This window comes from Salinibacterium sp. GXW1014, from assembly GCF_044769865.1.
Lineage (GTDB): Bacteria > Actinomycetota > Actinomycetes > Actinomycetales > Microbacteriaceae > Homoserinimonas.
The window spans coordinates 999,225-1,021,914 of sequence record NZ_JBIZWA010000001.1 but is presented as its reverse complement, the minus strand read 5'-3'; the positions used below and the strand labels follow the sequence as shown (position 1 = coordinate 1,021,914).

Sequence of the window (22,690 nt, the reverse complement as noted above, 5' to 3'; positions counted from 1 at the left end):
TGCCTCAGGCCAGCACGTCGATGCCGGTGGCGAGGCCGCGGATGCCGCGGTCGTGGGTCGTCTCGGATGCCAGCGCATCCCCGTGGTTGCCAGCGGCGGCGCCCGGGTTGCGCGCAGCGGCGCCTTGCCCGTCGCGCCCGCCCGGTGTCTGTCCGCCTTGGGCCTGCCCGCCCTGCGTCTGGCCCTGACTGTCGCCGAGGTTCAGGGTGGCGTTGCCGCTCTGCCCGCCCGTGCTGAGCGACGGGGTGGCAACGCCGAGTCCGGCGAGGTCGCGGCGCAGGTCGCCGAGGATCGCCTTGAGGGCCTCCCGCCCTGCCTCGCTCGGCGCGAGCAGTTCGATGCGCATCCCGTCGGCGCCGAGGTGGGCGCGCACCGTGACGGGGCCGAGGTTCTCGGGGGTCACGTTGACGGTGATGACGTGTTCGCCCGCGCCCGCACTACGGATGTTGGCGATCGGCCGGGCGAGCTGCGCCGAGAAGTCCTGGGGCACGGGTGTCGGCGCGGGGGCCGGCGCTGGGCTCGCCTGGCTGACGGATGTCGCGGCACCCGGTGCGACGGCCGCCCCGGCCCCGTCGACTCGCGTGAGACTGCGCAAAGCGTCGGCACTCGCGGCTTCTGGGCCGCGTTGTGCAGGCTCAGCGCTGGCGCTCGCGGCGGCGTGGGTCGGCGAGGCGGACGGTGTGAACGTTGCGGCGGCAGCGTGGGCCACCGGGGACTGCCCGGCAGTCGTCGGGCGGGTGCCCGGGGCTGTCTCGGTGTCGGCGAGCACCGTGGCGGTTCTGGCGAGGCCGCGCGCGTCGGTGTCGGCGACGCCGGCGACCCGGGCAGGCGCAACCGCGGAAGCGGCGGCGACGCTCGTGGTCGACGCGGCCGACGCGGCAGCACCGGTGATCCCAGCGGTTGGAACCACGGATGCCACGGCAGCACCCCAAGGCACGACAGTCGCAGTCGCCCCTGCAGCTGCAGGGGTGGCCGGCATCGCCGCAGTCATGCCAGGTGCCGCGGCAGCGTGGTGCGAAGACGACTCGCTTCCGGCCTCAGCCGCGCCAGACAGGGCCGGGGACGTGCTGCTGATGGCGGTGGCATCCGTGCTCGAAGTACTCGCGGCGATCGCCGAGCCGCCCGACACTGTGGCACCAGCGGGCACGCCGAGGGCGAGGACCGCGGACCCGAGCGATAGGGGCGCCGGAGCATCCGTCGGCGCCTGAGTGGACGCATTCTGTGCTTCCTGCGCCTCCGGAACGACAGATTCCGTCGTCTCAGCGGATGTCACGCCCGAGCCGAGCAGGTCGACGGCGCTCTGCATGGCGGCGCCGAAGCCCTCGGCGTCGCTCGGGCCCGAAGATGAGGGAGAAGCAGCGCCACCCCGCGCAACCCCACCGGCGAGGAGGTTCAGCATGCTCATGACTCGGTTCCTTCCGTGTCGCGGTGCCACGCGGTCGAGGCGAGCTCGTCGAGGGCGTCCTGCTCGGCCTTGAGCTCATCGGCAGCGACCCCCTCGGCGTGCTTCTGCTCGAGCTTCTCGAGCCCGATCGTCTGGGCGCGGGCGTCGGCGAAGGCGGCGGCCGCGGCATCCGCATCGCCCTGCAGTTGGCCATCGAGGGCCGTGAGGTCGGAGAGGGTGCTGCGCAGGGATGCGCGCCCCGCCGCGACCGCGTAGAGCACGGCCGTGCTGGTGACGTCGGTGCTCGTGGCGCCAAGGGCGATGCGGGCACGCTCGATGCCGAGCGAGTTCTCGTCGAGGCGTCCGCGAGCGCTCGAGAGTTCGCCTGCGGCGAGTTCCTGCTGCAGGTGGCGCAGCCTCAGGAGGCCGGCGAGCGAGAATCCCTTGCTCATGCGCTCACCCCCAGTGCGGCGACGAGACGCTCGAGGCGATGCCACGATTCCTCGGCCGTGGCGCGTTCGCCCATCGACTGCTGCAGGAATGCGTTGATGGATGCCTCGTGGTCGACGGCAGCGTCGACGAGCGGATTGCTGCCGCGCTGGTAGGCGCCGACGTCGAGCAGGTCCTGGGCGGAGCGGCGGGCGGAGAGCACACGGCGGAGTGTCGTCGCGGCTTTGGCACGGGCATCCGTCGTCACGCGGCTGGCGACGCGCGAGACGGACCCGAGGGCGTCGACGCTCGGGAAATGCCCGTTGACGGCGAGCTTGCGGTCGAGCACGACGTGCCCGTCGAGGATCGAGCGGGCGGCGTCCGCGATGGGCTCGTTGTGGTCGTCGCCGTCGACGAGCACGGTGTAGATGCCGGTGACCGAGCCGGATGCCGCGGTGCCGGCCCGCTCGAGCAGTTGCGCGAGCAGGGAGAAGGTCGATGGCGGGTAGCCGCGCGTGGCCGGTGGTTCGCCGACGGAGAGCCCGATCTCGCGCTGCGCCATGGCGACGCGGGTGAGGGAGTCCATCATGAGCGTCACGTCGGCGCCGTGCTCGCGGAAGCCCTCCGCGATGCGGGTCGCGACGAAAGCCGCGCGCAGGCGCATGAGGGCGGGCTCGTCGGAGGTCGAGACGACGACGATCGAGCGGGCGAGACCCTCCGCGCCGAGGTCGTCCTCGAGAAACTCCCGCACCTCGCGGCCGCGCTCCCCCACTAGGGCGATGACACTGACCTCGGCCTCGGTGCCGCGGGCGATCATGGAGAGCAGCGACGACTTGCCGACGCCGGAACCGGCGAACAGGCCGAGCCGCTGGCCGCGGCCCGCCGTCGTGAGCGTGTCGAGCACCCGCACGCCGAGCGAGAGCGGCGTGTCGATGCGGGCCCGCTGCATGGCGGGCGGGGTGTCATTGTGGAGGGGAACCCACTCCTTCGCGTCGATCGGCCCCTTGCCGTCGATGGGGCGGCCGAGGCCGTCGATGACACGGCCGAGGAGGCCACGGCCGACGGGCACGAGCATGGGCCGGCCCTTGGCCCTGGCGGCGGCGCCCGGCTGCACTCCCGTGAGGCGGCCCAACGGCATGCAGCGCACACCGTCGCGGGTCGTCGCGATGACCTCCGCTTCGACGGGGGTGTGGTCGCCGATCGTGACGAGGTCGCCGACGGCGCAGTCGACCCCGATGACCTCGAGGCCGAGGCCGACGACGGATGCGACGCGGCCGACGCGCTGCGGACGGCCAGCCCGCACGGCCTCATTCAGGCGCGCGCCGAGTATGGCGGGCGCGGCCACCCCACCCGGAGCTGTTGAGCGCGGCGCCCTCACCGCGGCGGGCGCGGGGCTGCTCATGCGGGTCCGTCCAGGAGTGCCGTGCGGGCACGGTCGACGGCGGCGCGGATGCGCGCGTCGAGGTGACCGTCCGGCAGTTCGGCGACGGCGTCGCCGGGGGCGAGGCTGGGGTCGGCGATGAAGCTGATGGTCTCGGGCAGGTGCCCCGCCTCGAGGTTGTCGAGCGCGGCGAGCGTGTCGGGGTGCAAACGCACGGCGATGACGACGGCCGGGTCGACCTGCTCGAGGGCGCGCGTGATGGCGGCGCGGGCGCTCGTGGGCCCGTCGGCGAGCTCGACGCCGATGATCGCCTCGGCGAGGGTCACGGATGCTTCGGCGATGGCGTTCTGTGCGTCGGCGAGCACGGGGGCCGTCCGGTCGTTGACGGCCGTGAGTGCGCTGCTGAGGAGAGTCGTCAGGGCATCCGCTCGTTCGCGGGTCGCCGCCATGAGGGCGGCGTGCTCGGCGGCGGCACGCTCACGCTGCGCCTGCAGGGTCTCTTCCGCGGCGCGCATCCCGGCGGCGTAGCCGGAGGCGTGGCCGCGCGTGCGCGCCTGCGCCTCGACGAGTCCCGGGGTGCTGCCGAGGGCGGGAAAGCTGAGCGGTGAGAAGGCGGCCTCAGTAGACATAGTCTTCCTCCTCGGCGCGCTGCACCGTGATGGCGCCCTCCGATTCGAGGTCGCGGATGGCGCGCACGATCTGCGAGCGCGCCTCCTCGACCTGCGAGAGCCGCAGCGGCCCGAGCGCCTTCGTCTCGTCGTCGAGGATCTCCCGGTTGCGTTCCGACAGGTTGGAGCGGATGACCTCGATGACGGTCTCGGGGCTGCCCTTCATGGCGATCGCGAGCACGGCGGCGTCGATGCCGCGCAGCACCTGCTGCACGTCGCGCTTCTCGAGCTTGACGATGTCGGCGAAGGTGAGCATCCGCGAGCGCACCTCTTCTGCGAGTTCGGGGTCGCGCTCGTCGAGGGCGTCGAGCAGCGCCTTCTCGGTCGCGACGCTCGAGCGGTTGATGATGTCGACGAGGGGCTGCACGCCGCCGACGATCTCGACGGCGTCACGCGTGGAGACGACCGCGCCGGCGCGGGACTTGAGGGTGTCGGCGACGACGCGCACGGCCTCGGGGGTCGCGCTGTTCATGGTCGCGATGCAGTGGGCCACCTCGGTGCGCACGTCATCGTCGAGGCCGGAGAGGATGGCGGATGCCTGTTCCGGGCGCAGGTGCGCGAGCACGAGGGCGACGGTCTGGGGGAGTTCGCCCTCAAGCAGCGTGATGATCTGGCCAGGCTCGACCGCCTCGATGAACTCGAAGGCCTTGCCCGCCATGGAGGAGGCGACGCGGTTCATGACGCCCGCCGCGCGCTCCGCACCGAAGGATGCCTCCAGGAGGCCGACCGCGATGTCACGGCCACCGCGCGCATTGGCGGTGCCGCGGGTCGCAACCTCGTGGAACTCGGTGAGCGCCCGATCGGCGACCATCGCGTCGACGCGCTTCATGCGCACGATCTCGGCGACGATCTCCTCGGCCTCGGTCTCGGTGAACTGCTTGAGCACCTCGGCGGCGCGATTGTGCTCAAGGTTCATGAGCACGACGGCGACCTTCTGGGTGCCGGTCAGCCCGAGCGTCTGCACGTCGGTCATGGCGTCCTCACGTCATCCATGAGGCCGCGCAGGTACTCGGCGGTGCGCTTGGGGTCGGCGGCGGCGAGCGCCTCGATCTCGGCGCGGCGGCGTGCGGATTCCTCGTCCCCGCTCGGCAGGCCGGCGGGAGCGGTCGGTGCGGCGATGGGGGCGACGGGCTCCGTCGGCATCTGCAGCTGCATCGGCACGGTCGTGCCGTCGAGGATGTCGGAGAGCTGCTTGAGTTCTCCCGCCTCGCGGGCCCGGCGGCGGTTGCGGGAGACCATGACGAGGCCGATGACGACCGGGAGGGCGATGCCGGCGACGATCACGGCGACGGTCGCGAGGGCCATCCAGCGGTCGGCGGCAGCGGCAGCTTCGGCTGCGGCGAGGGCTTCGGCGGCGGCCGCGGCTCCCGTCGCGTTGAAGGGCACGACCTCGACCGCGACGTTGTCACCGCGCTCGACGTTGACGCCGGCGGCAGCCGCGACGAGCTCGCGGATCGCGGGCACCGTGAGGCCGCCGATGGCCTCCTCGTTGACGGCGACCGAGACGGTCTGGCGGGTGATGGAACCGGCAGGGATCGTGCGCGACTCGGTCACCTTGTTGACGGCGTTGTTGCGGTTGGTCGACTCGCTCTCGTAGGCGCCATCGCCCGCGCCACCGGGCACGGCGATGTTGTCGGGGCCGAGCACGCCGCCCTGGAGGGTGCCGTCGCCGCTGCCCGTATAGGTCTCGCGGTCGATCTGCTCGTTGAGCGCGGGAACCTCCTCGGGCGCCGAGTACGACTCCTCGAGCCGTTCCGCGGACTCGTAGCTCACGTCGGCTGCCACGGCGACGCTGGCGTTGCCGGGGCCGACGACGCGGTCGAGCATGGCCTGCACGGCACCCTGCACACGCACCTCGTGGTCGCTCGCCTGCTTCGAGGTGGAGCCGGATGCGCCGACGCCCACGGCAGACAGCACGGTTCCGGCGGCGTCGATGACCGCGACATCCGTGGCCTTCATGCCCTCGATCGAGGCCGAGGTGAGGTGCACGATCGCCTCGACCTGGTCGCTGCTGAGGCTCACGCCGCGCTCGGTCTCGATGAAGACCGATGCGGTGGGCGACGCCGTCTGCGCCACGAACACGGTCTCCTCGGGGATCGCGAGACGAACGGATGCCGTGCGCACGCCATCGAGGGCGGCGACCGTCGATGCGAGCTCGCCCTCGAGGGCGCGCTTGTAGGTGACGGACTGCTGGAACTCCGAGGAGGTCACGCCCATGTCGTCGAGCAGCGAGTAGCCGCCAGTGCTCGAGGAGGGCAGGCCGGCCGAGGCCGCCTTGAGTCGCTGGTCGTAGACGTGCTCCTCGGGAACGAGGATGGTCGCGCCGCCCGCGGTGAGCTCGTAGGGCACACTGTCGGCCTGCAACTGCTCGACGATCGTGCTCGCGTCACCGGCCGCGAGACCCGTGAACAGCGGCGTGTAGGAGGGCTTGCTGAGCCACAGCCCGAGCCCGGCAGCACCGAGCACGAGCACGGCGACGCCGATGAGGGCGAGCGTGCGCTGCGCGATCGTGAATTCGCGAATGCCCGCGACGAGCCGCTTGAAGGCGGAGGTGACCTGGGTGGGCATTAGGCCTGCATCCTCATGATCTCGTTGAAGGCGTCGACACCCTTGTTGCGCACGGCCGCGATGAGTTCGAGCGTGACGGCGGCACGGGTGGATGCGATGGTGGCGTCGTGGATGTCGTTGAGGTCACCCGTCACGGCCTTGATCGCGAGCTCGTTCGAGGTCGACTGCAGCGACTGCAGGCCGTCGATCGCCCCCGCGAGGGAGCTACCGAAGGCCGCGCCATCCGTCGACTGCACGGAGCCGGCACCGGATGTCGCGGCGAGCGCACCACGGATCGAGAGGTCGTGCTCGCCGATGCTGAACGCACCGCTGCCGCCGAGGGCGGGAATCGCGGGGATGGCCATCATGCACGTCCGATCTGGATTGCGGCCTGGTAGGCCTCCTTGGCGCGGTCGACGACCGCGGCACTCGCCTGGTAGCCGCGCTGGGCCATGATGAGCTGGCTCATCTGGCTGGCCATGTCGATCTCGGGGTAGCGCACGTAGCCGGCCTCGTCGGCGAGGGGGTGGTCGGGCTCGTAGACGACCCGGCCCTCGGCGTCGCCGTAGGCGGCACCCTGCACGTACACGCCCGTCGCGCCTTCGCCCGCCTGGGCGACGACGTACCGCGCGCGAAACGCCTCGTCGTCGGTGCCGCGCACCGTGTTGACGTTGGCGAGGTTGTCGGAGACGGCGTCGAGCCACTTGCGGTGCAGGGTGAGTCCCGTGCCGGCGATGCCGATTGCGTCGAAGGTCATGAGTGTGTCCCCTGTCCTAGTTCGTTCTCAGGGCTGTGCGCACGCTCGTGAACTGCCCCTCGACCGCGCGCGCAGCGAACTGGTAGCGCAGGAGGGTGTCGACGTTGGAGAGCGTCTCGGTGTCGAGGTTCACGTTGTTGCCGTCGAGGCGGGTGGGTTCGAGGGAGTCGGCGACGGTCGCGGCGACGGCACCGTCACCCTGGCGCACCGACTTGGCGAGGGCATCCTCGAAAAGCACCCGCTGGGCCTTGTAGCCGGGGGTGTTGACGTTCGCGATGTTGTTGGCGATCACTCGCTGGCGCTCGGAGAGACCATCGAGGGCGCTGCCGAGGGCAAGTGACGTCACAGATTCAAACACTGCGTGAATCCCATTTCATGGATGAGTGGTTCCGGCCGATCCATGGCCTGGGGTGCGAGCGATCCCTGCTCTTGTTCAGCTATCGGCATCGTTGCCGCAGCCGTTAGGTGTTTTTCAGTTATCCGGCGACATCGAGGTAGACGGATGCCGCGGCATCCGTCACCGCAGGCACACTCCGCAGCGCGGCGAGGTGCCGACCCACGTCTTGGCGTCCCTCGTCGAGCCGCGTCATGAGGTTTCGCTGCGCGTCGAGGATGCGGGCGGCCCGGTCGACGAGCTCTGCCGGCATCGTGCCGAGGCCCTGCGGCGGGGTCCACTGGGCGCTGCGCCCGCTGACGACGTCGTCGGCCCATTCGAGCTCGCGCTCAAGTTCGTCGAGCGCGTCGACCCAGGCATTGAAGCTCGTGTCGGGCATCGCCATGCTCACGCGACGCCGAGGGTGCCGCCGACGGCACGTTCGACGATGGGCGCTGCGGTGTCGGGCGCCTGCGCGGCCGCCTCGTGCCAGGTCTGGCGCAGCGGCTCGAGCAGTGTGATGCACACGCGCGTGCTCTCGACGTCGCGGTGGATGTTGGCGAAGATGAGCGCCTTCGTCGCGAAGGTGTAGACGCCGAGGAGGGCGTCGGCGCCGTCCCATTCGTCGACCTTGAGTGAGGAGGTGAGCTCCGCGAGGATGTCCTGCGCGTGCAGCAGGTGCTTCGACGCCGAATCCCAGTCCTCGATGTCCTGCGCGATCTCGGCGCGCTGCAGGTCGAGGATGAGCCGGTCGTAGAGCATCGTGAGCAGGCGCGCGGGCGAGGCGTTGAGGATGGCTTCGCGCGCGTAGTCGGCACGGCGGGCGTCAATTCCGTACATCGTCATTTCTTGCTGCCTTCATACGTCGGGAGGGAGGCGATCTGAGAGCTGAGCCAACTGGATTGGGAGTTGAGGGCGCTCATGCGCACCTCGAGCGCGGCGTAGGTACGCTCGAGGGTGGCGCGGCGGGTCGCAAGGCGGTTGTCCCAGGCGGCGACCTGTTCGTTGTAGTTGGTGACGAGCGACTGCTGGCCCGTGATCTTGGTCGTGAGGGTGCCCGTGTACTTGTCGGAGACAGTGGTCGCGGCGGCGTCAACGCGTGTGGCAAGTTCCGTGATCGCGGCTTGCACCGTCTCCGGATCCGCGGTGAGGGCCGCCTCAAACTTCGAGGCGTCGAACTCGATCGTGCCCGATTTGGTGAGGGTGATGCCGTACTCGCTCGGAGACTTTCCGCCCACCGGCATCGAGATCGCCGAGACGAGGCTTTGACGCGCGGAGCGCACGGTGCTGTCGCCTGTGAGCGAGCCGCCCGAGACAATGGGGTTGCCGTCGGCGTCGGTGCTGTTGGTGACCTTGGTCCGCACGTCGATGAAGGCGAGCGCCTCGCTCACCGCGGTGACCAGGCCCTTCGCGACGGCCGATGCGCCGGCCGTGTCCCGCACGACGGTCACGGTGACCGGGTCATCCGACTTCTTGGCGACCGTGACGGAGACGCCTGGGAGCAGGTCGCTGAAGGTGTTCGTCTTGGAGGTGATGACCTGCTCGGCATCGGTGCCAGCCCACAGCGCGACCTCCGCGTCGTGGGCTGCCGCAGTCTCCGTCGTGCCGAGGCCGGTGACGGTGAAGGCGGAGTCCGCGCCGGTTTCGGTGGACGTCAGTTGTAGGCGGTACAGATTCTCGCCGAACTCGTCCTTCCCTGCCGAGACCTTCATGGCCGTGACCCCCGCTTCGGACCCGTTGATCGCGGTGACGAGAGCGTCGATGGAGTCGGCGGTGACGGTGACGGGGCCGCTCGCGTTCTCGAGCGTGAGGTCCCCGCTCCAGCCGGTGATGGCATCCGAGACGGAGGTCTGCTTGGTGGCGAGCTCCTTGACGACGAGATCCAGGGAGCCTGGTGCTGCGCCCTTCTCTGCCTTAACCGTGATGCTGTCGGCGCTTGCGGTGGCCTTGTGCAGGTCGATGGAGTCGGGCTTCGCGGCAGACTTTGCAGTCTCGGCGAGGGAGGCGAACTTCTGGTTGAGCGCCTGCAGCACCGTGACTGTGCTGGAGGTGACGGTCGCCTTCCGCCTGAGAAGGCTCTGCGGGATCGCCTCAAGCTGCATGAGGGACTCGATGAGCGTGGCGCTGTCGAGGCCGCTGGCAAGGCCAGGAAGGCTGATGCCCATGTGTCACTCCCCCAAGTTTCGGTGCTGGATGTGGAAGACACCTGGGGTACCCGCGCGAAGAGGTCCAGTTCCGCGCGCGAGCACCACCAGGTGTGGTCTAGCTACTCCGTGGCTTAGCCGAGGAGCTGGAGAACGCCCTGGTTGGACTGGTTCGCCTGCGCGAGCATGGCGGTACCAGCCTGCGACAGGATGTTCGCGCGGGTGTAGTTGACCATCTCCGACGCCATGTCCGTGTCGCGGATGCGCGACTCGGCAGCGGCGAGGTTCTCGCTTGAGACATTGAGCGAGTTGATTGCCGACTCGAAGCGGTTCTGCTGCGCACCGAGGTTCGAGCGCGCGGTCGAGATAGCCGTGATCTTCTCGTCGATCGCGTTGATCGACGCCTGAGCCTCATCGGCCGTGCCGAACTGCAGGCCGACCATACCGGTCGCGACCTGCGCGCCCGCGGCGAGGCCCGTGCCGACCGTCGCGTTGTCCGCAGCAACAAGGTCGCCACCGTTGTTGGCCTTGACGATGATGCCCGTTCCAGCACCGTTCGCGTCCTTCTCGACCGTGACCGAGAAGTTTGCCGAGAACGCAGCGTCGTTACGCAGGGCAGAGGCGACAGCCTCGACACTGGTGTATCCGCCAGCGAGGGCGCCAGTCGTGACCTCGGTGACCTCGCCGCCCTTAGTGGCCGAGAAGGTGAGCGTGCCCGTGACAGCCGAGGCATCCGCGATGTCGAACCTCGTGCCGCCGACGGCCAGAGCACCGGTTGAGAGTTCGTTCGCGATGCTCTCGACGTTCGCGCCGCTCAGGTCCACCGAGATCCGGCTGTTCGCATCGCCATCGGCGCCGACCTGGAACTTGAGGCTGGACTCGCTGCCATCGAGCAGGTTGATGCCGTTGAAGTTGGTGCCCTTACCGATGCGGTCGAGCTCGGAAACCAGCGCGGTCACCTCGGTCTCGATCGCCTTGCGTGACTCCGCGTTGTTCGAGTCGTTACCAGCCTGCACCGCGAGGTCACGCATGCGCTGCAGGATGGAGTGTGCCTCGGTCAGGGCGCCCTCCGCGGTCTGGATGACCGAGATGCCGTCCTGAGCGTTGCGGGCTGCAACCTTGAGTCCGCCGACCTGCGAGCGCAGGCCCTCGGAGATTGCGAGGCCAGCCGCGTCGTCTGCAGCACGGTTGATCCGGAGGCCACTGGAGAGCTTCTCAAGCGACTTCGAGAGGTCGTTCTGCGTGTTGGACAGGTTGCGGTACGCGTTGAGCGCCGCAACGTTGGTGTTGATCTGCATACCCATGGTGTTTTCCTCCGTGATGTGGGTGGTGTTCGCCGGCCCATCCATGGGCCGGTAACTCTAGCTATCGGCTGCCTCGTGGCATCCGTTAGGCGATTTCTGAATTCAGAAGCTGGGGGGCCGGGAGGGCCGCCCGCGACATGCCGCTGAAGGCCTGGTCGGCGAGGCGCGCAAGGTAGGCGCTGCGGCTTGCGGCCGAGATGCGCGACTGCGGCTCGTGCTCGCTCTCGTCGTCTGCGAAGTGCGTGTTCATCCCGTCCCTCAGCAGGCGGATCGCCTCCGAGCGCTGCTGCGACACGGCCGAGTGGGTGATGCCGAGCTCCTCGGCCACCTCCTTGACCGTGCGGTCCTCGAAGTAGATCGCCGTGATGATGTGGCGCATCTTCTCGGGCAGCACATCGACGGCCGAGCGCACGAAGACGGTGCGCTCGTTCTCGAGCAGCTGCTCCTCCGGCAGCACGGTCTCGGCGACAAGCTGGTCAGAGGTGACGTCATCGAGCGTCGTGACGTGGCGTGAGGCATCCGCCATCGCCTGCTGCGCCTCGTCGCGGGTGACACCGAGCGAGTTGGCGACCTCGTCTGCGGAGGGGCGGCGACCGAGGGCCGCCGTGAGCTGCTCCTCGACCGCGAGGGTCTCCTTGATGCGCTTGCGGGTGCCGCGGCTCGCCCAGTCCTCCGAGCGCAGCTCGTCGGAGAAGGCACCGAGGATGCGCTTGCGGGCGTAGGCGCCGAAGGGGATCCCGAGCTCGGGCTTGAAGGATTCGGCGGCCGTGATGAGGCCGATGGCGCCGGCCGATGCCAGGTCGTCGCGGGAGAGGTGAGTGGCGCGGGCGCACAGCTCGGAGACGAGGTAGCCGACGAGCGGCAGGTTCTCCACCACCAGTGCATTGCGTGTGGCTCTGTCCACAGCTGTACCCCCGTTTGGTTCGGTTTCTTGCATTTGCGTTCGCGGGTAAGCGAGGTGACGGGCCACGTCTCAACCGGGAAGGAGACTCGGATGACGCGGGGCTTCGGGACCCTGCGCGCCTCGAACTCGGTTGGTGTCTCCCGGGTCTGACCCGAGCGACAGTGGAGACTCTATGGAGGGAACGCGAGGCCACGGAAGCCGGTTCGGCTTATTCAGTTAGCGCCTTGTCCCCCCTAGGGGGGAGCACATCCCCACAACTGGGGTACGCCGGGTTTTCAGCCGGGGTACAGAAATTTCCGGATGATTCGCCTTACCGGAGCGGCCCCGGTGCCGACAGTCCACCGTGGCGACACCCGAGACCAGATGAACGGAGAGCACCGTGGGAGCAAACGAAGTCTCCGCCACCCTGTGGCGCGAGCGTGAGCTCCTCGAACTCCTGCTCTTCAAGCTCGAGGAGGAGCAGCTGCTGCTCACGACCGGCAAGACCCGCTGGCTTCCCCATGCCACGCGTGAGGTCGAGCAGGTGCTCGAGCGCCTCCGCGCCCTCGGCCTCACCCGCACGGTTGAGGTCGCCGAGCTCGCCGAGCAGTGGGGTACAGGGGCGGATGCCACGCTCCGCGACCTCGTCGCAGCTGCCCCCGTCGACGGGCCCTGGGCCGAGATCTTCGCAAACCACCTCACCGCCCTCGCGGAACTGACTGCCCAGATCGGCCAGTTGCGTGACATCAACGAGCAGTTCCTGCGCTCCGCCCTGCGGTCGACACAGGAGACCCTCGCCAACCTCGGCGGCGACACCGGCACCTATGGCTCCACGGGCGAGGCCATCGACACCGGCAGTGCCCGCCTGATCGACGAGAGATTCTGACCATGAGCACCTTCAGCGGGCTGAACACCGCCTACACCGCACTCAACGCCGCCCGGCAGGGCCTCGACGTCGTCGGCCAGAACATTGCCAACGTCAACACGGAGGGCTACACGCGCCAGCGCCTGACGACCTCATCCATCGGCGGCGTCGCCCAGACCGGCCCGCTCTCCCACGGCACGCGCGTCGGCCAGGGCGTCTCGGTTGAGGGCATCGCCCGCCTCGGCGACCTCTTCGTCGACTCCAAGGTGCGCTCCTCCGCGGCATCCGCTGGGTTCTGGAACCTCAACGCACGCGCACTTTCAAACATCGAGGGCATCCTGCAGGAGCCCGGCGAGAACGGCATCTCGGCCCAGCTCTCGGAGTTCTGGGCCGCCTGGCAGGACGTCTCCAACCGCGCGGGCGAACCCGCATCCGCTGGCGTGCTGCTCGAGCAGGCCGGCGTGCTGACCTCCCGCATCGGCAAGGCCTACACCGACATCGAGAACGAGTGGGCCGGCATGCGTGCCCGCACCGACGGCATGGTGTCGGAGCTCAACTCGGCGGCCCAGCAGGTCGCCGACCTCAACGGCCGCATCCGTTCCGCCATCGCGGCGGGCGGCTCCGTCAACGAACTGCTCGACAAGCGCAGCACCCTCACCGCCACGATCGCGAGCCTCGCCGGTGGAACCGCACGCGAGACCGCAGACGGCACCGTCGAGGTGCTTGTCGGCGGCAACGCGATCGTCTCAGGCGACAGCTTCCGACCCGTCGCCGTCGCGGGCGGGCTCCGGATGCAGGACGGGCTCACAAGCGCCGTGCAGCTCGAATGGGCACACCGGCCGGGAGCGGCGATCGCCCTCGATGGTGGCGAGCTGGCGGCGTCCGTCGCCATCCTCGCCCCAATCGACGGCAACGGCACGGGCGGCACCTTCGCCGAGGCGGCCGAGGCGCTGAACGTCTTCGCGCAGGCCCTCGCTGACAAGGTCAACGCAATCCACACGACGGGCGAGACCAATCAGGGCGTGTCCGGCGGCAACTTCTTCGACTTCAGTGCCGGGCTTCCCGCCGCCCGCGGACTGACGGTGATTCCGACCGACATGAACGGCATCGCCTCCAGCACCCCGGGCGCCGGTGCCTACGACGGCACGATCGCCGACGCGATCGCCCAGGTCGGTCTCGACCCCGAAGGTCCGGATGCGCTCTGGTCGTCGATCGTGACCGGCATCGGCGTCGCCTCCCGCACGGCCGCCCAGCAGTCCGCCCTCGCCGACATCAGCGCGGATGCCGCAGTCGGCGCCCAGCTCTCGGCCTCCGCCGTCGACATGGACGAGGAGAACATCAACATGCTCACCTACCAGGTGGCCTACCAGGGCGCCGCGCGCGTCATGACCGCCGTCGACGAGATGCTCGACACCCTCATCAACCGCACCGGCGTGGTCGGGAGGTAGACCGTGATCACAAGAGTCACAAGCACGGCGCTCATGCGCTCCGCCCAGCAGAACCTGCAAGGTGTCATGGGTGGGCTCGCCGAGATGCGCGACCGCGCCACCTCCCTCAAGCGCATCAACGCGCCATCCGACGACCCCATCGGCGCCGCCAATTCACTCCAGGTGCGCGCGGAACAGCGGGCCAACGACCAGTACAAGCGCAACATCAGCGACGGCCTCGGCTGGCTCACGACGGTCGACTCGACCCTCACCAACGTCGCCGGGCTCATGGACCGCGTGCGCGACCTCACCGTGCAGGGAGCCAACGACGGCGCCATGTCGCCCACCGCGAAGGAAGCCATCGCGGTCGAGCTCGAGAGCCTCCGCGACGACCTCCTCGCCCAGGCGAACACCTCCTACCTGGGCCGCAACATCTTCGCCGGCAATTCGGATGCTGGCCACGCCTTCCAGGGTGCCGACACGGCGACCCCCTACGCCTTCGCGGGCGCAGATGGCAGCACAGTCGAGCGACGTATCGACTCGGAGACGACCGTGCGGGTGGATGCCGATGGCGGCGCGATCTTCGGCAGCGCGGGCGCATCCGTCTTCGCCCTCGTCGACTCCATCGTCACCGACCTTCGTGCCGGCACCAACATCGGGCCGAAGCTTGGTGAGATCGATGCGAGACTCGAAGTCATGAAGGGGCACCGTGCCACGATCGGAACCCGGCACGCCCAGATGATGCGCGCCGAAGAGACAAACCTGCTGCAGTCCGTCTCGCTCGAGACGCAGCGCTCCGGCATCGAGGACATCGACCTCGCCAAGGCTGTGCTCGACCTCCAGATGCAGGAGGTCTCCTACCAGTCCGCGCTCGCGGTGACCGCCCGAGTGCTCCAACCGACCCTGATGGACTTCCTGCGATGACCGCCACCCTCACCTTCGTCGTCCCGCCCCCCGGTTTCGCACCGCACGTCGACTTCGTGCTCGACGAGGTGAAGGGTGCCGTCGGGCTGTTCACGCTCCGCCCCGCGGCGGAAAGCGCACTGCGCCTCTACGTGCTCGACGCTGGCGCCTACCTGCCCGCCTACACGCCGGAACTCAGCGACCAGCAGGTGGCGAGCCTCGGGCTGCTGTCACCGGATGATGCGCTCGTGCTCGTCGTCGCGAACCCCGGCACCGACGGCACCACCACGACAAACCTCATGGCACCCATCGTCGTGAACTCGCGCACGGGCGCGTGTGCCCAGTTCATCCTCGACAACCAGAACTGGCCGCTCCGCGCGGAACTCGCCCGAGCCTGAGCCTTCCCAACTCAGGACTTGGCTTTCCCAACTCAGGACCTCGGATGCCAAGACTCCTGAATTGTGCAGGCACTTAGCGGCGCACGTCGTGTGCGTGGTGCACCACGTCGTGCAGCATGTATTTGCCGAGGGTCTCCACCGTGAAGAGTGACCCGTTGCTGCGCCGCCCGGGGCGGCTCCACTGCTCATCCGCGAGTTCGTCGTAGGCGTCGGCGATCGACTCCCCGGCCTCAACGATCTCCCGCGCGACCGTCTTCGGATCCTGTTCGCTGTAGCGGCCGGCGAGCGCCGCATCATCCGAACTCCAGTCCGCGAACTGCGGGTCGTGCTCGGCGAGCATGAGTCGCAGGCGCTCGTGGAAGAGCCGATAGATGTCGCGCACGTGAGCGCCATATTCGAGCGGCGACCAGGTCGAGTCATCCGGTCGCTGTGTGACATCGGGTCGATCGAGCAGGTCGGGCCACGCCCGAGCGTTGTCGCGGATGATGGTGGGCACGTCAGCGGCCGCGAAGGATGTAGCGTCGAAGCCGCATTCGGCGCAGGGGCGCGAGAGCACCCAGGTCCAGTCTTTGGTGTCAGGGGTGATGGGCATAACTCATCTTGGCACTCAGGGCGAACGAGTACCGTAGCGTTCATGCCAAGCTTCTCCCCCGAGGTGGTCGCCGCCGTGCTGCATCACATGAACGATGACCACCGAGACGACAACCTCCTCATCGCGCGAGCCTTCGGCGACCGCGCCGCGGAGTCCGCGACCATGGTCGATCTCAGCGAACACGAGGGCCGCTGGACGTACACCGTGGGCGGCGAGGAGCATCCCCTCGGCGTGCCATGGACGACCACCATCAGCGAGCGCGCCGAGATTCGCCGCGAGATCGTCGTCATCTACGACCGCGCGTGCGCCGAGCTGGGCCTGGAGCCGCGGCCCCACTAGCCACGGGCATCCGTTCGGTCCAAGAGCCGGAACACCCTTGCGGTGGGCGCGGGTCACTCCGCTATGGTTAGGGCATCCTTACCTAACTGGAGTTTCCGTGGCCGAATCGATCCCCTTCTCGCAGGCCCTTCGTGAACGTACGTGGGCCAGCCACGGACAGAGCGAAGGCGCCGGCTTCATGACCGACCTCATGAAGGGCACCGGCACGCTCGACGACTACACGCAGCTCGTCGTGCAGCACTGGTACATCTACGAGGTGCTCGAGCAGGTCTCCGCGGGCATGGCCGGCGACCCCATGGTCGGCACGCTCATTACCCCCGAGCTCGTGCGCCTGCCCGCGATCGAGGCCGACCTCGACCACCTCATGGGCGACGGATGGCGCGAGCGCATCAGCCCCGTGCCCGCGACGATCGCCTACTGCGAGCGGATGCGCGAGGTCGCCGACTGGAACGGTGGCGTCATCGCCCACCACTACACGCGCTACCTCGGTGACCTCTCCGGCGGGCAGCACATCGGCAAGCTCATGCAGCGGCACTTCGGGCTCGGCGACGAGGGCGTCGCGTTCTACCGCTTCGAGGGCATCCCATCCGTGACCGAGTTCAAGGACGCCTACCGTGACGCGCTCGACGCGATCGAGTGGACCCCCGAGGAGCGCGAGCGGGTCATCGACGAGGTGCTCGTCGCCTACGACTTCAACACGCAGCTCTTCCACGACCTCGACGCACAGAAGGCCGCCGCGACGCTCGCCTGACCCGCTCGACCCGCGCCCGGGCCCGCCATCCCCGGCCGGCCAGACGATGTGCGCCTTTGATGGCGTTGTGCGCCCTCTACGACGCACAACGCCATCAAGCACGCACAACGCCGCTGACCACGGGAGCGGCCCGCAGCCTCAGGATGCCGCGATGCCGGGCGTCATCGCCGCCCGCGACATGAAGCGGCGCACGTTGTCGTCGACGATGATGTCGGATGGCCGCAGCGGTCTCGTCATGTAGAGCCCGTCGAGCGCCGTGATGCGGCTGAGGGCCACATAGGTCTGCCCGGGGGCGAAGGATCGCTGCCCCAGGTCGACGATCGCGCGATCGTAGGTCTTGCCCTGGGACTTGTGGATCGTGACCGCCCAGGCGAGCCGCAGGGGAAACTGCGTGAACTCGGCGACGATGTCGCGGCGCAACTGCTTGGTCGCGGGCGAGTAGGTGTACTTGATCTTCTCCCACACCGCGGGCAGCACCTCGTGCTCCTCCCCGTCGACCTCGACGCGCACGGTGTCGGCGATGCGCGTCACGGTGCCGACCGTGCCGTTGACCCAGCGCTGGTCGGGGTCATTGCGCAGGAACATGACGCGCGCCCCCACCTTGACCTGCAGGTTCTCGTCGGCCGGGTAGGCCCGACCGCCGAAGTCACCGTTCACCTCGGCCGTCGCCGTGAGGGCGCGTCCGGGCAGTCGGGCGAGGGAGGTCGCGTTGATGCGGTTGACGGTGTCGTTGCGGGTCGCGAGGGTGATCGCGTCATCCTCTGGCGGCGTGCGGGCACCCATCTCGTTGAGCTTCTGCGCGATCTCCGCGGTGACCATGCCGTGGCGCACCGCGTTGAGCATGAACTTGAACTCCTCCTCGTGCTGCCGGTGGATGACCTGCAGTTCGAAGATGCGCAGCTCCGCCTCGTCCCACACCTTCGCGTCGAAGAACCACATCGACTTGTAGGTGTCGGCGAAGTAGGCGCGCTCGTCGGCGTCACCGGGCACGGGGGCCAGCTGGTAGGGGTCGCCGAACATGACGACCTGCACGCCGCCGAATGGCTCATTGCGCCGCTGCCGGGCCTGGCGCAGGCTGCGGTCGATCGCATCGACGAGGTCGGCGTTGACCATCGAGACCTCGTCGATCACGAGCGTGTCGATCGTGTTGAGCAGCTTGCGCAGCTCGGTTCCCTGCTCGATGTCGTGGTCGGCGATGACCCCGATCGGCAGCCGGAACAGCGAGTGGATCGTCTGCCCGCCCACGTTGAGCGCGGCCACGCCGGTCGGCGCGCAGATGACGACCTGCTTGGAGGTGTTCCACGCGAGATGGTTGAGCAGGGTCGACTTTCCCGTGCCCGCACGGCCGGTCACGAAGATGTGGTCGCGCGTGTTCTCGATCGCGTCGAAGACGGCGGACTGCTCTGCTGAGAGCGTGAGCCCAGACATCCGCACCTCCTCAACGGCCGAGTGCCGACCGGCCGATCGGCCCGTCCAATCTACCCGCCGTGGCCCGGGCTGACGGTCGAGGGGCGCCGTCTAGGATTGTGCGCATGACGACGGGCGCCGTGGAGGAGACGACGGGCCCGCAGCATCCGTCAGGCGAGCGGATGCCCGGGGTTCCCGGCCCGCGCGCGCGCTTCGCGGTCACGTGGGGCGTGGCCCTCGGCCTGTTGCTCGTGGCTTTCGCAGCCGCGATCATCACCCTCAACTCGACCGTGTACTCGGCCTCGGGCTTTGTCTCGGCCTACCTGCAGTCCCTCTCCCGGCATGATGTCGCGTCGATCGTCGCGATGCCGGGCGTCGACGTCGATGACGAGGCCGACGACGCTCTCCTGCGCCGGGATGCCCTCGCTCGCCTTTCGCAGGTGGAACTCGTCGACGATGAGAACCGGGGCGACGGTGAGCACCACGTCACCTTCTCGTACCGCATCGACGGCTTGCCCGGCCAGACGACGTTCGCGGTGCAGCACACGGGGGCGCGGCTCGGTCTCTTCAACGCGTGGGAGTTCATCCAGTCGCCGCTCACGACCGTCGAGGTGGTGCCGCGCAACACGGTCGAGTTCGAGGTTAACGGCGTTCCCGTCGTTGCGACCTCGGGCGCGGGTGAGATCAACCCGCTGCAGGTGCTCGTGCCGGGGGCCTACTCCTTCAGCCACGAATCGCTCTACCTGGAGGCGGAGGAGACGGTGCTGCCCGTCACGGCAACCGACCGGGTTGCCCGCTTCGTGCTCAACGTGACCGCGAGTGATGCCTTCGAAGACGCCGTCGAGGAGGAACTCGCCGCCTACCTCGACCGCTGCGCCGAGGAGGAGGTGCTGCAGCCGACCGGATGCCCCTTCGGCAAACAGATCGCCAACCGGGTCGTGGCCCCACCGCAGTGGGAGGTGTCGGACTATCCGCGCGTGGAGATCGTTCCGGGCGAGCAGATCGGCACGTGGATCGTGCCGCCAGCCCACGGTGCCGCGCGCCTCGACGTCGACGTGATGTCACTCTTCGATGGGAGCATCGCCTCGTTCAGCGAGGAGGTGCCGTTCACGGTCTCCTACCTCGTGACCTTCACGGCCGACGGCGGGCTGACGCTCACGCCCCGCTAACGCTCCGCCGCGTCATCCCGCGCGGCCGCCTTCGCGAGCATCGCGTTGTAGGCATCCAGTTCGGCGTTGCCGTCGCGGTCGGCCCTGCGGTCGAGTCGCTTCGTCAGCTTCGCGTCACTGCGCGACCAGGAGATCGCGACCGTGATCGCGAGGATGATCGTCGGGATCTCGCCGACGCTCCACGCGATGCCGCCGCCGACCCGCTGGTCAGCCAGCGCATCCGTGCCCCACCCCATGGCGCCGTACCAGTCGGCCAGCAGCAGGCCCTCGCCCATCATGATGCTCAGCCCGAAGAAGGCGTGGAACGCCATCGTGCCGAGCAGCAGGATGAGCCGCAGCGGGTAGGGCGCCTTGTAGGGCACGGGGTCGACGCCGATGAGGGCCATGACGAAGAGGTAGCCGCTGAGGAGGAAGTGCACGATCATCCACTGGTGGCCGAGGTGGTCTTCGGCCGCCCAGCGGAACAGCGGTGAGTAGTAGAAGAGCCAGAGCGAGCCGACGAAGATGACGGCCGCCACGATGGGGTTCGCGAGCACGGCGGCATAGCGGGAGTGCACGGCCCAGAGGATCCATTCGCGCACGCCGCGGCTGCCGTCGCCCCGCTTGCGGATGGCGCGGGAGGCGAGCGTGACGGGCGCGCCGGGCACGAGCAGCACCGGGATCATCATGCCGAGCAGCATGTGCCCCATCATGTGCATGCTGAAGAGGTAGCGCTCATAGACGTTGAGGGCACCGTTGGTCACGTAGAACAGCAGCGCGAGGCCCGCGAGCCAGCTCACGGTGCGTAGCACGGGCCAACGGTCGCCGCGCTTGTGCAGGCGCCAGACGCCCGCGAGGTAGAAGAAGGCGAGGAAGACGGGGATGAGCGTCCACAGCGGGTCGAGGCGCCACTCCGTGAGGAAGCTCATCGCCGTGACGGGTGGCGGCAGGGGCTCCCCCGTCAGGATGAGGGCAGGCGTCGAGTCGAGAAACTCCTCCTGCACCGGCGTGGCCGTGCGGGCGAGGGCGGATGCCACACCCGAGGCGATGCCCATGAAGCCGAGTTCCGCGACCACGAGCCACCAGAACCATCCGCGCGCGTTGTCCGACGCGGCCATGCGCCGGATGACGGAGCGCCGGTAGAGGGCGCCGAAGACCCCGAGCGCGAGCAGGGCGAGCACCTTGACGATCACGAGGATGCCGTAAGGCGTCATGAGGGCGTCGAACTCGCCGACGCGCAGGGCCGCGCTGACGTAGCCGGAGATCGCGACGACGATGAAGCTCAGGAGCGCGATGGTCGAGTAGCGCTCGAGCACGGTCGTGAGCCGCTCGCCCTTGAGAGCACGCTGCAGCAGCACCATCGTGAGGAGTCCGCCGAGCCAGAGGGCGGCGAAGACAAGGTGCAGGCCGAGGGCGTTGACGGCGGTCGCGTGCCCGGCGGTGCCCGCCGCGTGACCCTGCGTCGCCATGGGCACGAGCCCGGCGCCGGCGAGCGCGGCCGTGACGGCGACGGCGGTCGGATGCCGCACCGCGAAGGCGAGGGCCGTGACGGCGGCCGCGATCAGCGTCGTCACGAGCCATGCGATGCCGAGCTCGGTCTCGGTGACGAACTGGCCGAGCACGCGGCCGAACTCGGGGTCGGCCGACACGGGCTGCTGGTAGATGCTGAGGAAGGTGAGGAAGGTCGTGGCAGCCGCGGCCACCGTCCACACGGCGGCACCGGCGGCGGCGACGTCGATCGTGGCGCCCCACGCCGGCTCGTCGCGGGAGAGCGCGAAGCTTGCGAGCACGAGGGCACCGATCGCCGTCGCGGCGCCGAGGTTCACGAGCAGCTTGGCGACGGGGAGGCCGTAGCGCACGACCTCGCCGGGGTCGGTCAGGGCCTGGGCATCCGCACCACCACCGAAGGCGAGCGAGGCGAAGGTCGCGATGAGGGCGACGACGAGCAGCACGGCGGGGCCGGCGACACGTACAAGCCTGATCACCCATCAAGCCTAGGCGAGGACGGCTTCGCGGCTGCCCACAGGGCATCCCGGCTCGTACGACTCGCACAACTTCGGAGATTTGGCGACACGCCGTCGACGGATGCTTCGGGGCGCGGCGTGTCGCCAAATCTCCGAGTTTCGCGCGCTGGCGCCGCCTTTCCGCAGTAGGAATGACGCATGGACGAGTTCGTCATCTGTGCCACCTGCGCCGTCGAGCATTCCGAGCGGGTGGATGTGTGCGCGATCTGCGCCGACGAGCGCCAGTACGTGCCCGAGGATGGGCAGCAGTGGACCACGCTCGACGAGCTCGTCGCGGGCGGCGTGACGGCGAGCATCCGGGAGTTCGAACCGGGGCTCTTCGGTCTCACGACGAGCGAGGCCGTCGGCATCGGGCAGACCTCGAAGCTCGTGCGCACGCCCGAGGGCATGCTGCTGTGGGACCCGCTCGGCTTCGTCGACGACGACATCGCCGCCCGGGTGCGGGAACTCGGCGAGGTGACGGCGATCGCCGCGAGCCACCCGCACATGTTCGGCGTGCAGGTCGAGTGGAGCCGCGCGCTCGGCGGCGTGCCGATCTACGTCGCGGAGGCCGACCGCGAGTGGGTGCAGCGAGCGGATGCCGCGATCCAGACCTGGGCGGATGACCTCGAGATCCTCCCCGGCGTGACCCTCACGCAGCCCGGCGGCCACTTCCCCGGCAGCGCCGCCGTGCACTGGGCAGCCGGCGCGGGCGGGGGCGGCGTGCTGCTCTCGGGCGACACGCTCTTCCCCAACCCAGACCGCAGCTCGGTGAGCTTCATGCGCAGCTACCCCAACCGCATCCCGCTCTCCGCCGCCGTCGTCGACCGCATCGCGCGCCACCTCGACCGCTTCGACTACGAGCGCGTCTACGGCAACTTCGACAACGTGATCCCAGCGGATGCCCGTGCCATCGTGCGCCATTCGGCCGACCGTCACATGGCATGGGTGCGCGGCGACTTCGACCACCTGACGTGAGTGCGCCTG

General features: G+C 69.1%; 25 protein-coding genes. 8 read left to right on the top strand and 17 right to left on the bottom strand.

The genetic code is table 11. From position 1 onward, the window contains the following. Nucleotides 1-4 precede the first annotated feature (4 nt). From ACIQK7_RS05135 to ACIQK7_RS05070, 14 genes are all read right to left on the bottom strand, one after another. On the bottom strand, nucleotides 5-1,405 hold the full coding sequence (locus ACIQK7_RS05135; protein WP_403021926.1) for a flagellar hook-length control protein FliK: 1,401 nt from the start codon (nucleotides 1,403-1,405) through the stop codon (nucleotides 5-7). Beyond that, the gene (locus ACIQK7_RS05130) at nucleotides 1,402-1,836 is read right to left on the bottom strand and encodes a hypothetical protein (RefSeq protein ID WP_403021925.1); all 435 of its coding nucleotides are present in this window, start codon (nucleotides 1,834-1,836) and stop codon (nucleotides 1,402-1,404) included. Before ACIQK7_RS05130 ends, ACIQK7_RS05135 begins: the two co-directional genes overlap by 4 nt. Beyond that, nucleotides 1,833-3,215, bottom strand: a complete 1,383-nt coding sequence (locus ACIQK7_RS05125; protein WP_403021923.1) for a FliI/YscN family ATPase — start codon at nucleotides 3,213-3,215, stop codon at nucleotides 1,833-1,835. The genes ACIQK7_RS05130 and ACIQK7_RS05125 overlap by 4 nt, the downstream gene beginning before the upstream one ends. Further along, nucleotides 3,212-3,823, bottom strand: a complete 612-nt coding sequence (locus tag ACIQK7_RS05120) for a FliH/SctL family protein (protein ID WP_403021921.1) — start codon at nucleotides 3,821-3,823, stop codon at nucleotides 3,212-3,214. The genes ACIQK7_RS05125 and ACIQK7_RS05120 overlap by 4 nt, the downstream gene beginning before the upstream one ends. Further along, nucleotides 3,813-4,835 carry a flagellar motor switch protein FliG gene (gene fliG, locus ACIQK7_RS05115; protein ID WP_403021919.1) on the bottom strand — a complete coding sequence of 341 codons (1,023 nt, stop codon included), beginning with the start codon at nucleotides 4,833-4,835 and terminating at the stop codon, nucleotides 3,813-3,815. The genes ACIQK7_RS05120 and fliG overlap by 11 nt, the downstream gene beginning before the upstream one ends. Beyond that, nucleotides 4,832-6,430 (bottom strand): flagellar basal-body MS-ring/collar protein FliF, encoded by a 1,599-nt coding sequence (fliF, locus tag ACIQK7_RS05110; protein ID WP_403021918.1) that lies wholly within the window; start codon nucleotides 6,428-6,430, stop codon nucleotides 4,832-4,834. Before fliF ends, fliG begins: the two co-directional genes overlap by 4 nt. Then, nucleotides 6,430-6,774 carry a flagellar hook-basal body complex protein FliE gene (gene fliE, locus ACIQK7_RS05105; RefSeq protein WP_403023988.1) on the bottom strand — a complete coding sequence of 115 codons (345 nt, stop codon included), beginning with the start codon at nucleotides 6,772-6,774 and terminating at the stop codon, nucleotides 6,430-6,432. The genes fliF and fliE overlap by 1 nt, the downstream gene beginning before the upstream one ends. Beyond that, nucleotides 6,774-7,166 (bottom strand): flagellar basal body rod protein FlgC, encoded by a 393-nt coding sequence (locus ACIQK7_RS05100; protein WP_403021916.1) that lies wholly within the window; start codon nucleotides 7,164-7,166, stop codon nucleotides 6,774-6,776. Before ACIQK7_RS05100 ends, fliE begins: the two co-directional genes overlap by 1 nt. A 16-nt stretch (nucleotides 7,167-7,182) precedes the next feature. Then, nucleotides 7,183-7,524 carry a flagellar basal body protein gene (locus tag ACIQK7_RS05095; RefSeq protein WP_325209825.1) on the bottom strand — a complete coding sequence of 114 codons (342 nt, stop codon included), beginning with the start codon at nucleotides 7,522-7,524 and terminating at the stop codon, nucleotides 7,183-7,185. A gap of 118 nt (nucleotides 7,525-7,642) precedes the next feature. Continuing rightward, complete coding sequence (locus tag ACIQK7_RS05090; protein WP_403021914.1) at nucleotides 7,643-7,939, bottom strand: hypothetical protein; 297 nt, start codon at nucleotides 7,937-7,939, stop codon at nucleotides 7,643-7,645. 8 nt (nucleotides 7,940-7,947) lie between these two features. Then, nucleotides 7,948-8,385 carry a flagellar export chaperone FliS gene (gene fliS / locus ACIQK7_RS05085; protein WP_403021912.1) on the bottom strand — a complete coding sequence of 146 codons (438 nt, stop codon included), beginning with the start codon at nucleotides 8,383-8,385 and terminating at the stop codon, nucleotides 7,948-7,950. Beyond that, on the bottom strand, nucleotides 8,382-9,704 hold the full coding sequence (gene fliD, locus ACIQK7_RS05080) for a flagellar filament capping protein FliD (protein WP_403021910.1): 1,323 nt from the start codon (nucleotides 9,702-9,704) through the stop codon (nucleotides 8,382-8,384). Before fliD ends, fliS begins: the two co-directional genes overlap by 4 nt. Before the next feature lie 113 nt (nucleotides 9,705-9,817). Next, complete coding sequence (locus ACIQK7_RS05075) at nucleotides 9,818-11,032, bottom strand: flagellin (RefSeq protein ID WP_403021908.1); 1,215 nt, start codon at nucleotides 11,030-11,032, stop codon at nucleotides 9,818-9,820. A 40-nt stretch (nucleotides 11,033-11,072) separates the two neighbouring features. Further along, nucleotides 11,073-11,891, bottom strand: coding sequence for a sigma-70 family RNA polymerase sigma factor (locus tag ACIQK7_RS05070; protein ID WP_403021906.1), 819 nt, complete (start codon nucleotides 11,889-11,891; stop codon nucleotides 11,073-11,075). 379 nt (nucleotides 11,892-12,270) lie between these two features. On the opposite strand from ACIQK7_RS05070, the gene flgN reads away from it, so the two are divergent. The 4 genes from flgN to fliW are packed head-to-tail and all read left to right on the top strand — an operon-like array spanning nucleotide 12,271 to nucleotide 15,463. Further along, entirely contained in the window at nucleotides 12,271-12,756 is a 486-nt protein-coding gene (flgN, locus tag ACIQK7_RS05065; RefSeq protein ID WP_403021904.1) for a flagellar export chaperone FlgN, read from the top strand. Nucleotides 12,757-12,758: 2 nt separating this feature from the next. Further along, a complete protein-coding gene (flgK, locus tag ACIQK7_RS05060) occupies nucleotides 12,759-14,183 on the top strand; it encodes a flagellar hook-associated protein FlgK (protein ID WP_403021902.1) in 1,425 nt (474 codons plus the stop codon). A gap of 3 nt (nucleotides 14,184-14,186) precedes the next feature. Continuing rightward, entirely contained in the window at nucleotides 14,187-15,086 is a 900-nt protein-coding gene (gene flgL / locus ACIQK7_RS05055; protein ID WP_403021901.1) for a flagellar hook-associated protein FlgL, read from the top strand. Further along, complete coding sequence (fliW, locus tag ACIQK7_RS05050) at nucleotides 15,083-15,463, top strand: flagellar assembly protein FliW (RefSeq protein ID WP_403021899.1); 381 nt, start codon at nucleotides 15,083-15,085, stop codon at nucleotides 15,461-15,463. The genes flgL and fliW overlap by 4 nt, the downstream gene beginning before the upstream one ends. Nucleotides 15,464-15,536: 73 nt before the next feature. On the opposite strand, the gene ACIQK7_RS05045 is transcribed toward fliW, so the two are convergent. Next, the gene (locus ACIQK7_RS05045; protein ID WP_403021897.1) at nucleotides 15,537-16,055 is read right to left on the bottom strand and encodes a DinB family protein; all 519 of its coding nucleotides are present in this window, start codon (nucleotides 16,053-16,055) and stop codon (nucleotides 15,537-15,539) included. Between the two features lie 42 nt (nucleotides 16,056-16,097). Here ACIQK7_RS05045 and ACIQK7_RS05040 point away from each other — a divergent pair, with 42 nt between their 5' ends. Together ACIQK7_RS05040 and ACIQK7_RS05035 are read left to right on the top strand one after the other, a co-directional pair. Continuing rightward, on the top strand, nucleotides 16,098-16,394 hold the full coding sequence (locus tag ACIQK7_RS05040) for a DUF2470 domain-containing protein (RefSeq protein WP_403021895.1): 297 nt from the start codon (nucleotides 16,098-16,100) through the stop codon (nucleotides 16,392-16,394). 97 nt (nucleotides 16,395-16,491) lie between these two features. After that, nucleotides 16,492-17,145, top strand: coding sequence for a heme oxygenase (biliverdin-producing) (locus tag ACIQK7_RS05035; RefSeq protein WP_403021893.1), 654 nt, complete (start codon nucleotides 16,492-16,494; stop codon nucleotides 17,143-17,145). 138 nt (nucleotides 17,146-17,283) lie between these two features. Here ACIQK7_RS05035 and ACIQK7_RS05030 read toward each other — a convergent pair whose 3' ends face one another. Further along, a complete protein-coding gene (locus tag ACIQK7_RS05030; RefSeq protein WP_403021891.1) occupies nucleotides 17,284-18,573 on the bottom strand; it encodes an ATP-dependent RecD-like DNA helicase in 1,290 nt (429 codons plus the stop codon). Between the two features lie 104 nt (nucleotides 18,574-18,677). On the opposite strand from ACIQK7_RS05030, the gene ACIQK7_RS05025 reads away from it, so the two are divergent. Continuing rightward, nucleotides 18,678-19,721, top strand: a complete 1,044-nt coding sequence (locus ACIQK7_RS05025; protein WP_403021889.1) for a hypothetical protein — start codon at nucleotides 18,678-18,680, stop codon at nucleotides 19,719-19,721. Here ACIQK7_RS05025 and ACIQK7_RS05020 read toward each other — a convergent pair. Next, nucleotides 19,718-21,685, bottom strand: coding sequence for a cytochrome c oxidase assembly protein (locus ACIQK7_RS05020; protein WP_403021887.1), 1,968 nt, complete (start codon nucleotides 21,683-21,685; stop codon nucleotides 19,718-19,720). The two genes, ACIQK7_RS05025 and ACIQK7_RS05020, sit on opposite strands and share 4 nt — an antisense overlap. Nucleotides 21,686-21,862: 177 nt before the next feature. Between ACIQK7_RS05020 and ACIQK7_RS05015 the strand changes: the two genes are divergently transcribed. Continuing rightward, a complete protein-coding gene (locus ACIQK7_RS05015; RefSeq protein WP_403021885.1) occupies nucleotides 21,863-22,681 on the top strand; it encodes an MBL fold metallo-hydrolase in 819 nt (272 codons plus the stop codon). Nucleotides 22,682-22,690: the final 9 nt, after the last annotated feature.